Origin of the sequence: Streptomyces sp. NPDC094034, from assembly GCF_040303865.1 — a bacterium.
Taxonomy (GTDB): domain Bacteria; phylum Actinomycetota; class Actinomycetes; order Streptomycetales; family Streptomycetaceae; genus Streptomyces.
This window is the reverse complement of record NZ_JBEOUD010000088.1, coordinates 1-10604: the sequence shown is the minus strand read 5'-3', so window position 1 is coordinate 10604 and position 10604 is coordinate 1. Positions and strand designations below refer to the sequence as shown.

General features: G+C 67.6%; 9 protein-coding genes. 5 read left to right on the top strand and 4 right to left on the bottom strand.

Annotated elements, in window-relative coordinates; genetic code table 11:
- The 4 genes from ABTZ59_RS36505 to ABTZ59_RS36490 all read right to left on the bottom strand — a co-directional run.
- On the bottom strand, positions 1-749 hold a 749-nt coding region (locus tag ABTZ59_RS36505; protein WP_351425508.1), incomplete at its 3' end, for a recombinase family protein.
- A gap of 1384 nt (positions 750-2133) precedes the next feature.
- Positions 2134-2616: a hypothetical protein gene (locus tag ABTZ59_RS36500; RefSeq protein ID WP_351425505.1), complete on the bottom strand. Its 483-nt coding sequence runs from the start codon at positions 2614-2616 to the stop codon at positions 2134-2136.
- Positions 2617-2695: 79 nt separating this feature from the next.
- Positions 2696-4321, bottom strand: coding sequence for an alpha/beta hydrolase (locus tag ABTZ59_RS36495; RefSeq protein ID WP_351425502.1), 1626 nt, complete (start codon positions 4319-4321; stop codon positions 2696-2698).
- 9 nt (positions 4322-4330) lie between these two features.
- Positions 4331-4630: a hypothetical protein gene (locus ABTZ59_RS36490; RefSeq protein ID WP_351425499.1), complete on the bottom strand. Its 300-nt coding sequence runs from the start codon at positions 4628-4630 to the stop codon at positions 4331-4333.
- Positions 4631-5047: 417 nt separating this feature from the next.
- Here ABTZ59_RS36490 and ABTZ59_RS36485 point away from each other — a divergent pair, with 417 nt between their 5' ends.
- The 5 genes from ABTZ59_RS36485 to ABTZ59_RS36465 all read left to right on the top strand — a co-directional run bounded on the left by ABTZ59_RS36485 (position 5048) and on the right by ABTZ59_RS36465 (position 9484).
- Complete coding sequence (locus ABTZ59_RS36485; protein WP_351425496.1) at positions 5048-5458, top strand: hypothetical protein; 411 nt, start codon at positions 5048-5050, stop codon at positions 5456-5458.
- Entirely contained in the window at positions 5455-7596 is a 2142-nt protein-coding gene (locus ABTZ59_RS36480; RefSeq protein ID WP_351425493.1) for a tetratricopeptide repeat protein, read from the top strand. The genes ABTZ59_RS36485 and ABTZ59_RS36480 overlap by 4 nt, the downstream gene beginning before the upstream one ends.
- A gap of 126 nt (positions 7597-7722) precedes the next feature.
- Positions 7723-7992: a hypothetical protein gene (locus ABTZ59_RS36475; RefSeq protein WP_351425489.1), complete on the top strand. Its 270-nt coding sequence runs from the start codon at positions 7723-7725 to the stop codon at positions 7990-7992.
- Positions 7985-8608, top strand: coding sequence for a DUF6879 family protein (locus ABTZ59_RS36470; RefSeq protein ID WP_351425486.1), 624 nt, complete (start codon positions 7985-7987; stop codon positions 8606-8608). Before ABTZ59_RS36475 ends, ABTZ59_RS36470 begins: the two co-directional genes overlap by 8 nt.
- 183 nt (positions 8609-8791) lie before the next feature.
- A complete protein-coding gene (locus ABTZ59_RS36465) occupies positions 8792-9484 on the top strand; it encodes a methionyl-tRNA formyltransferase (protein WP_351425484.1) in 693 nt (230 codons plus the stop codon).
- The last annotated feature ends 1120 nt before the right edge of the window (positions 9485-10604 follow it).

Below are 10604 nucleotides of genomic sequence, written 5' to 3'. Positions count from 1 at the left end.
ACGAGGATGGCCCGAATGGTGGCACCGGTCCATGCCTTACCGGTGGCGGACGTGATGCCCTCGGCGTTGAACGCGCGGGACATGGCTCGCGCTGACATGCCCCCGGCGATCCCCGTGTAGATGCGCACGACTACTTCCCACGGCGTGACTTCCCGCTTCCCCTTGGCCAGGCAGATGTAGGGGGTGTGGTCCGGGGACAGCTTGCGCGTGGCTGGATCGGCGACCAGACCGAACGGCGCCCGTGCAAGCCAGCGCCCCTCGTTGCGCTGCTTCGCCTTCGTGCTGCGGACGTTGTGTGACAGACGCTGGGAGTACTCACGCGCGTTCTCCGCACGATCGATGATCCAACGGCGATCCCGCTCGTCCATCGAGTCAAGACGCTCATAGTCGAAGATCACTCGGGCCTTGCCGAGGATCGGCACGACCGCTTCGGCACCCTTACGGCTGAACCTGTCGAGCGCGTAAACCCACAGACAGGTCACTTCACCGTTGAGTACGGCGTCCATAGCTGCGTCGTACTTCGGACGCTTCACATCGGACCATGCCGACAGGTTCTCTTTCCACACCTTACGGACGCGGTAGCCGTTCTCTTCGGCCCACGCACGGCCCCGCTCCTCCTGTGCGCGGATGGAAAGAGCGCGCTCCCCCTCGCGAACGACCTTGGACTTACGCAGCAACAAGTCAACTTCGGGGCGGTTGTCGAGTGCAGCAGGGACGGGGGCTGTGCCCCGGTCGGTGGTCTTCTTCATGGTCTCTCTGGAGACCAGAGGTTTCCTGCGCGCCTTGACCTGAGTGCCTGTCGCCATGGGGATACCCCTTGTGACCTGCGGAAACGTCCCGCTACCCGAGCAAGTCCCAGAGTGTTGGACCTACTGGGGGAGGGGTCCCCGGGGGGCTGGGATCGTGGGCCCGGTCCTTTCCCGGCCTGCGGCCCGGTGGACCCTGCGGGGCTGCGCGGGAGTGGAGTGGGGCGGCCCGGCACCGGCAAAGCGACTGACGGTCGGGAAGTGGTCGGGACTCATGCCCCGCTGTGCGGGCCCGTTGTCAGGTGACACCTGTGCCCTGGGGCGGAGAGCCTGCCACCTGCCCCCAATGTCCCCTTTGGGAAGGGGCTTTGGGGGGTGCTCCGGCGGGTCATGCGTCCTGGGTTCGGTTAACCGGGCCCCACGACGCATGCCCCCCTCCGACCGGCCCACTAGGCACCTCACCAGTCACACCCGCCCCGCTGCCCCGGGGCACGTGAGCGGAGGGAGGGGTGTGACTCATGGGGCGGCCACTGGGCCGGTCAGGGGTGGCGATGTGCCGTGGAGACGACTTAACCGAACCCAGGACGCACGACCTGCCCGGGGCCCCTGAAATGGCCCGCCAAACTGGGACATTGGGGGCGGGTGGCGAGTCCGTCCGCCCCTGCTGACGGGTGCACCCGCCAACGGACTGTCACCAGCGGGGCATGAGTCCCCACCACCCACTCGCATCAGCTCGCTGAGCCGGTGCCGGGCCGCCCCACTCCACTGCCGCGCAGCCCCGCAGGGCCCACCGGCCCAAAGCCGGGATCCGGCCGCCAGAACATGGGAGCTTCCCCGGGGACCCCTCCCCCCGGGCCGCCCCCCTCAAAGCAGCACTTGCGGTGGAGGGTTGGGGGTCAAGGGTGGAGCGCAGCGGAATCGGCGCAGCCGACGCGACGAAGGAGCGCCCTTGACGCCCGACCCGCAACCGCGAAACTGAAACCTAGGGGCGGCCCCCACCCGCATCCACACGTCCCGGCCCACCCCGACTACCTCAGAAAGCCCTGCCGCTGGGCGGTGGTGAAGCGCAGGGACGGTCGGGTCCGGTCCTCGCTGTCCCGTGCGGCGCGGCCACCGGTGGCGGTCGGCGCCAGTCGTCATGACCCGAGCGGGAAGATGTTCGGTATGTGTAGAAATTGCCGACTGTGTGGGCACGGATCAGGGAGACCCTGAGAAGTGGGGGCTCAACAACGTCCTTGGCGAAGTTGAGTTGGCTGCCTGTGAACTTCACCAACGCCATCGTCCACTGCGGACCAGGCATCTGCTCCTGCGCGCCGGCGGCCCCGAGGGCGAAGAATGCGGGCGGGGCTACTGCTTGCGGGTTTGAGGTTCGATGGCCCTGGTCGTGTCAGAACTGCTTCTGCTCGGCGTCGGGCGGGAGGAGGCAGGGGGTGCTGACGATGAGTACGAGGTGTTCCTCGTCGCTGTCCCTGACGGAAATGAACTGCTGGTCCTTGGGGTGCTTGGCATACAGCAGATTGGGCGGGCTGACCTTGGGGTCGGTGCGGAAGTCTTGAATCTCCAGCCCTTGCTCCTTGAGAGCGTCCCTGACTGCGTAGAGAGCGTCGGCGTGTTGAGGCTGTGGCAGCTTCGCACGCACGGAGTAACGCAGCGTAAACCGGCCGTCATCGGCGGATTCGTTGTTCTTCCCGATGCAGTTGGTGAACTTCGCCGCAGGCAGATCAGGATCGGTTTCAGGTTCGATCTCGGCTTTGGCGGTGCGAGCCATGGATACGGTCCAGTGTTTCGCCCATTCCTCTGCCTTCTCCTTGCTCATCCGAGGCAGGGGGGCATTGGCGTCGTCATCTGTATCGTTTCCCTTGTCGGGCATACAGCCTCCCAGTAGCAGTGTGAGAGTCAGAACGGCGGTGCTCCGGCGCATTGAGCGCATGAACGTGCGTCTCCTTAGGTCAGGGATTCCGCCCAGCGCCCGGTTGCTGACCGGCGATGATGGCTCCCATGTTCTCCAGGCTCCGACTGCCGTCGTTCCAGTAGCCGCCATGGTCCTGGGTATCGACGTACATCCTCCGGGCACCGAACTCAGACGTTTTGGGGTCGGCGCCGAGCGTCAGACCAGAGGCCAAGTTGGAGACAGGGTCGTTGTCGGCGGCGCCCACCCACAGACGCCCGGGATCGACATGGAGCTGATCCGCTCGGTCGACCGTCAACCCGGGGCTGCCGACGACAACCATGTCGTCCGCGTCCAGCCCTCGGCCGCCCGCATCGGCTGCGCCGGCGGTGGTGGAACCGTAACTGTGGGCGAGGACGGTCAGATGGCCGCGCTCCCCCTCGTGGGCGGCACGGAGCCCGCGGGTGAAGTCGCGAAGACCCTCGGCTCCGTCCTGCGCCCGTCCATCGGTGGCGATAGCCAGATTGAGTTCGGGGTCTGCGGGGTCGAAGTTGGCCTCGGGGGCGTTGTAGTCCAACCAGGAAATGACAGAAACGTCTGTGGATCCCTTCGCACCGTTCCAGTCCGCGGCCGCGTCCTGCAACTTGTCGACCCGGTCGATCTGGCTGCCCACATTGTCCAGTTGGTTGCTCGTACCAGGAACCTGGACCGCCGTGTACTTCGCCGTGTCCGGGTTGCCGACGGCGACGATCGCCCGGCCGTCCTTCTCGGTGCTGAATCCGAGTAGATACAGCTGCTTATGGGCGGGGGCGGTGTCCGTCTTGTCCAGGCGGTCCTTGAGGAAGCTCAGAGAGCGGTAGTTGCTCCTCTCGTGGTAGCCCAGGTCGCCCTCCCGCAGCGCATAGTCATTGAGGCGCATGTCCAGCATCGTCCGGTTGGCCTGGTCCCGTGTAGCGGTGGGCAGGCCGTCCAGCGTGCCCAGTTGGTCGGGGAACGCGGCGAGGTAGAAGTGTTGCTTCTCCGCGTTCAGCCCCGCCCACCAGTCCGCCGTCTGCTTCGGATCCTTGCCGTCCGGGATGTCCTTCGCGCTGATCCCGGCGAACTCGGCGACCCGCGCGGCGTCCTCTTGGGCATTCGCGACGCCGTACCGTTTGTCGAGGTCGAACGGGTCGATCTGGTGCAGGATTTCGGCTGCCTGGTGGCTGGCGCCCGTAGCGTCGGCGATGGCCTCGTCGATACGTGCGCGGTAGCCGCCGAGTCCCGCGTTGGCTCGCTGCTGTAAGTCCTCGTAGTCCCCGTCGTTGTGGTAATTGGGGTCCACGGCCTGCTTTGGTTCCACCCATCCGTCGTCCCGGACTTTGTGTCCGGCCTCTTCGGCGTCGGCCACCGCGTTGCGCAGCTTGCGCTGAGCCGCCTGCATCTTGGTCTGGAGGGTGTCCAGGGTCGCGGCGATCAGCTGGACGTTCGTTTGCGCTGTGCCGAGCTTGCTCTCGGTGGCTTCTATGGCGTCGAAGCCGTACGTGGCGCTGAGGCCTGTCCATCCCGCTTTGTGGAGGGGCCCGGTTACTCGCTTGCCGCTGCCGGTCTTGGTGTTGCCCAGTGCCTCGGCGAGGTTCACCCAGGAGGAGGATGCCGCGTCCAGCTCCGAGAAGTCCTGCTTGAGTAATCGCGCGAATTCTTCCGGCATGTCTCCGTGTCACCAGCCCGTGAAGGAGCCGCGGACATCCGTTTCCATGATGTCGCGGCCGTTGGCCAGCAGCCGCATGCCCTGCGCGTGCTCCGACAACCTGTCGCGCAGCGTCTCAAGTGCTGAGCCCCAGCCGTCGCTGGTCTCTTCCATTCGGCGCCCGGCTGTCCAGCTCTGGAACGAGGCCGATGCGTCCGTCAGGTCGCTGATCGCCTTCCGCAGTGATGGCTGTAGATCGGTTACCAGGCCCTCCGCGGCCCCGGCCGAAGCTCTCAGCTCACCTGCGGAGATATTCAGATCCTCGGCCATTTCTGCCTCTCCCAGGGGTGTCTGCCACGCTTGAGCAGCGTGCGCCGACCATATTCAACAGCAGGTTTCCGCAAGCAAACGGCGGCCGGATCCGGGCGTGCCTCCGGTCAAGGACGCCCCACCGCCCGTGCGGTCGACTGCTCGATGCCGTCGTCGCCTTGGGCGCCTGCCGCGTGGCACGGGTGGCGTCGTCCCCGGCGAGGGGGCGACGGTGGTGGAGCGGGCCACGGCATGACGGCCGCCCGTTCCCCCGGTGTGATCTCGGCTTTACGATGGGTGATGGCCGGGCCGCTGCCCGTCTCTCACCCAGGGGGGTCCGTACGGCGGGTTCACCGGCCGCCGCTCATCAGCCGGACTGTCCGCCGAGGACCCCGCCGCGTGATGCGGCACACCGCGCTTTCACGGAGGGCTACGCGTATGGAACCGGAGCTGGCCGCTTTGGCGGGCACCGCGGGGACCACACTTGTCACCTTGCTGGCGACCGATACCTGGCAGAGCATGAGAGAGGGGTTACTGCTGCTCTGGCGGCGGGCCCGGCCCGACCGGGCGCAGGCCATCGCCGGCGAGCTCGACTCGTCCCGGGACGAACTGCTCATCGCCCAGGCATCGGGTGACCTGGAGACCGAGGCGGAGATCCGGACGGAGTGGCAGGGCCGGGTGCGACGGTTGCTGACCGCGCACCCCGAACTGGCCGAGGACCTGCGCGTGTTGCTGGCCGAAGTGGCCCCGGGTGCGCACGCCCAGCCCCTGCCGACCCAACAGGCCACCGCCTCCGGCGAGGCACGGATCTACCAGGCGGGCCGTGACCTCCACATCGATCAGCGGTGACCGGTCGCAACGACGGCCGGGCCGAGGATCAAGGGCGCGTCTACCAGGCTTCGGGCGACCAGCACATCACCGAACACCATCACCACGGACCGTCGTGGTCCGGACCGGACTCGGTACGCCACCCCGCCGTGGGACGGGCACCCGCGATACTCCGTGACCGCGATGAGCTCATGGTGCGCCTGCGGGCCGCTGTCGCCGAAGGCGCGGGAAACGGGGTCCTCGTCCTCCACGGCCTCGGGGGCTGCGGAAAGACGGCCGTCGCCCACACGCTCTTCCGGTACGCGGCGAACGAGGCCGATCGCCTCGGTCTCTGGGTCAATGCCTCCGACCACGCCTCCTTACGCGCCGGCATGCTCGCCGTGGCCGCCGACCGGGGAGCGGGCGAGGGCGAACTGATGGCGGCGCGCAATGGTCTGCGCGCGGCGGCCGACCTGGTCTGGGACCGGCTCGACCAGTCCGACCGGCCCTGGTTGCTGGTTCTCGACAACGCGGACGATCCGGCGGTGCTGCGCGACGGCGGCTGGTTGCGCACGAGTCCGCGCGGCACCGTTCTCGTGACCACCCGTCAGTCGGCGAACCACTGGTGGCCCGCCGCCGAACTGCTCCACGTCGGGGTGCTGCCACGTCCCGAAGCCGCCCAGGTGCTGTGCGATCTCGCGCCGGGGACCGGGACCGTCGAGGAGGCCGGCACGATCGCCGACCGGCTCGGGCGCCTTCCGCTCGCGCTGACGCTCGCCGGCGGATTCCTGGCCCACCAGGTGATCGAGCCCTGGACCATGGCCGAGTACGGCCGCCGCCTCGAAGACCGCCAGGACTCCATCGAACTGATCGACCAGGGCGCGGGCGCCGTCGGCAACGACTCCCGCTATCTGGTCAGCGGCACGTGGCAGCTCTCGCTCAACGCTCTCGTCAGACAGGGACTGCCTGATGCCACCCCCCTGCTGAGACTGCTGGCTTGCTGGGCAAGCGACCCGCTCCCGCTCTCTCTGCTCAGTGGCGTCGAACTCGGCCCGGATCTGCCCGCGGCCCGCGTCGAACTGGCGCTGCGTGGACTCCTCGACCACTCGCTCACCGAGCTCGTACCGGGTGGCGGCCCGCGCTGCCTGCGCACGCACGGCGTGCTGCTCGACAGCGTTGCCCGGGGTACTCCCGACGCCCAGCGCGATCGGCTCGCCGCCACGGCCGCCGGTCTCCTGGCGTCGGCCCTCCCGGAAATGCCCGAGCGCGGGACACAGGACGCCCGGCTCAACCTCCTCACCTCGCACGTCCTCGTGCTCCTTCGACGCGTACGGGACTGGTCCGCCGTGCGACAGCCGACAGCCGAGGCAGCGGTCGCGTGCGCTCTGCGGCTGGTGACGGCTCAGCACCGCGCCGGTGACTACGCGTCGGCGCTCGCCGTCGCGAACCAGGCCGTGGAACTCGCGCGGCCCCGGCTGGGCGAGGATCACCTCCTCGTGCTGAGACTCCGTCAACGCGTGGGGAAGTCCATCGATCGTCTGGGACGCCTCACCGAGGCGGCGGAGCTGCACCGCGGGGTGCTCGCCGATCTGGAGCGTGTGTACGGTGCGGACTCCGCGGACGCCCTGACGAGTTGTCTGCATCTGTCGCGCCCGCTCACCTGGCTCGGTGATACGGCGGAGGCCGTGGCGCTGATGCGCCGGGCGGCGACAGGACGGGCGGCGCGATGGGGCCCTTCGCATCCACTGACGCTGGAGGCGCGCGCGTGTCTGCTGGAGTTGCCACCGGGAGCCGAACTGGACGAGGAGGCCCCGGGAGGGCTCGGCTTGGTCGCCGACTGCCACCGTGAACTCGGCCCGGATCACCCGATCACCCTCTCGGCCGAACTCAACTGCGCCCACGCCTTGTTCAACGCAGGTCAGCCAGTGGAAGCGCTGCCACTGGCCCGCAGGGCACTCGCCGCTCATGAGCTGCGCTACGGGGCCGAGTATCCGATCACGATGGCCTCCCGGAGCCTGCTGGGCAGTGTCCTCGCCGCGCTGGGTGAGCTTGCGGAGGCCGTCGAACAGATCGAGATCGTCATCGAGGGGAGAGAACGGGTACTCGGCCCGAGTCATCCGTGGACGGTGGTTGCCCGGGAGAAGCTCGCGACGTACCGGGACCTTCAGGGAAGCACGTAGCCGCGGGGCCGGGGCCGGTTTCCGGTGGACCTTCCTGGGGACACCCCCTGGCGCGAACTCGTCACTCAGCGTTGCATCGCGATGTGTGCTCGGTCATACTCGCGCCAACTCACCTGGAGGATTCGCGTGATTCGTGCGTGGGAAGCAGATCCCTCTTCGCCGCTGGTCCGTCGTCTGGGCAAATCCCCCGAGGAATTGGGAACAACAGGCGGTGAGTCCGGCTGCCCGGACGTCTGGGAGCTGGAGAACGGTGATATCGCGGTGATCGGCAGGGATCTCACCGATTCCTATCGGGCGCATCTTCCTGATGGGGTGAAAATCGCCCCCGACGAGCGGTTGGTCATCATCCCGCGCACGACGGCCGTGGCCGCGAAGGAGGATATTCCGGATGCGTAGCGCCCTGGCGGATGCGGTCGGCGACCGGCTTGAGCTGGACGCGTACCTGGAAGATTTCGACCGGCACTTCTGGCGCGCGGGCAGCGCGGGCTTCTGGAAGCTCGAACGCCAGCAGACTTTCAGAGAGCCCGGGGTGAAGAGCTGGGAAGCGTTCTTCCGCGGGGAGTGGGGGAAGGCTCTCTCGCTCATCGCGGAGCAGCGAGGTCATTACGAGAGATACTTCCGGAAGATCGCGGACCACGGGTTCGGTCTCCATCGCGTCCGTGTGGTCGAGGAGCCAATCGCCCCCTATCTTCAATGGGAACTCCACCTGCTGCACCTGAAGGAACAGTGCGGAGAGGACACGCGGGTCGTGGGGTGGGGCGACACCGCTTTACGTGAATCCGATGGTGTGTTACCGGAAATCGCCATCATTGGATCCTCCGTACTGTACGAGATTATTTATGACGGTGACGGAAACCTTGCCGGCGGCATGAAATACACCGATGGTGGGGTGATCGCCGAGTGCAAGCGCACCATTCTGGACCTGCATAAATCCGGAGAGCGGCTCAACAGCTTCTTCGAGCGCCGCGTCGCCCCTCTGCCTCCCCCTGCCGTGCACCACCTTCAAGCGTAGAGGCCGAGTGTCCGGTCTCGTGAAATATTGGGCGGATCGATGCGTGTCATCCTGGTGTCCTATTCGGCGCGGGGATTCGCGGTCCTGCAGACAGTCTGTGAACGGGCCGCGCACACGCCCGTGGCGTATGTACACGCACGATCTCTGAGGCCCGGCGGACCGACCAGGTCCGGCGCCGGACCGGTGATCGGCGAGATCGCCGACGGGATTCCGCAGGGGGTCGATCTCTTCCTGCCCGGCAGCAAGAAGGTGCTGTCGGCGACCCTGCGCGGATATGGTGCGGACCTCCTGATCTGTTACGGGTTCCCCTGGAAGTTCCCACCCTCCGCCCTGCGGGCCACGTCGCTGGGGGCCATCAACGTGCACACATCGATGCTGCCGAAATATCGCGGTCCCATCCCCGTGAATTGGGCCATCAGGAACGGTGACCCAGAAATTGGAGTGAGTATTCACTGGATGGATGAGGAATTCGATTCGGGCGGAATCCTGATCCAGGAATCCGGAATCGTACTGGACGACGATGTGCTTCCGGAGCGTATCTGGGGTGCGGTCGACGAATACATTTCGCGCCTTCTCCCCACGGCTCTTGAGCGTGTGGGCGAAGGGTTTCCCGGTACCGCGCAGTGCGCCGCACATGCCTCTTACGCGGGGTGGATGGAGCCCGGCTTCTCCCGTATCGACTGGGGGCACACCAGAACCCGGATCCACCATCAGGTACGCGCCACGCGATTCGGTAGTTCGGGTAGGTCCGGTCCAACCGCGTTGGTGGCGGGCGAATGGTTCAGGGTGCTGCGGACCTCCCTCGAACCCGCCGGCGGCGTAGCGGTGGAATGCGCGGACGGTCCCCTCTGGATCGTGGAATCGATGCCTGCCTGAGCCCGCACCGGCTCCACCGGATCCGCCCTCGGCGGGCCGGTGGCGGTGGTGGTGCGTTGTGGGGTGCGGGTGAGGGCCGAGGGGTAGTCGGGGTGGGCCGGTGCGTTTGGTGGCGGGTGGGGGCCGCCCCTGGGTTTCAGTGTCCCGGTTGCGGGTTGGGCGTCAAGGGCGCTCCTTCGTCGCGTCGGCTGCGCCGATTGCGCTGCGCTCCTCCCTTGACTCCCAACCCTCCACCGCAAGTGCTGCTTTGAGGGGGGGGCGGCCCGGGGGGAGGGGTCCCCGGGGGGCTGGGATCGTGGGGCGGCTTCTTTCCCGGCCTGCGGGCCGGTGGGCCCTGCGGGGCTGCGCGGCAGTGGAGTGGGGCGGCCCGGCCCCGGCTCAGCGAGCTGATGTGGGTGGGTGGTGGGGATTCATGCCCCGCTGGTGACAGTCCGTTGACGGGTGCACCTGTTGCCTGAGGGGGACGGACCCGCCGCCCGCCCCCTATGTCCCAGTTTGGCGAGCCATTCCAGGGGCCCCGGGCAGGTCGTGCGTCCTGGGTTCGGTTAAGTCGTTCCCACGGCACATCGTCACCCCTGACCGGCCCACTGCCGCCCCATGAGTCACACCCACCCCACCACCCACATACCCGGCCGCCGGGCACGAGCCCCGGCCACTTCCCCTCCCCGGACCGTGGGGAATGGGGCGGGTGTGACTGGTGAGGCGCTGAGTGGGCCTGTCTGAGGGGGCATGCATCGTGGGGCCCGGTTAACCGAACTCAGGACGCATGACCCGCCGGAGCACTCCCCAAAGCCCCTTCCAAAATGGGACATTGGGGGCGGGTGGCGGGTCCGTCCGCCCCAGGACACAGGTGTCACCCGACAACGGGCCCGCACAGCGGGGCATGAGTCCCGACCACTTCCCGACCGTCAGTCGCTTTGCCGGTGCCGGGCCGCCCCATTGCACTGCTGCGCAGCCCCGCAGGGCCCACCGGCCCGCAGGCCGGGATCCGGCCCCCGGAACAACGCAGCCCCTCCGGGGACCCCTCCCAATGCCAGGAACTTTAGGGGGTGCGGGTTTGAGTCGTGGTGGTCTCTTGGTCGTGTTGGTGTTGGGTCTGTGTGTTTGGGGTGTCCGGGGT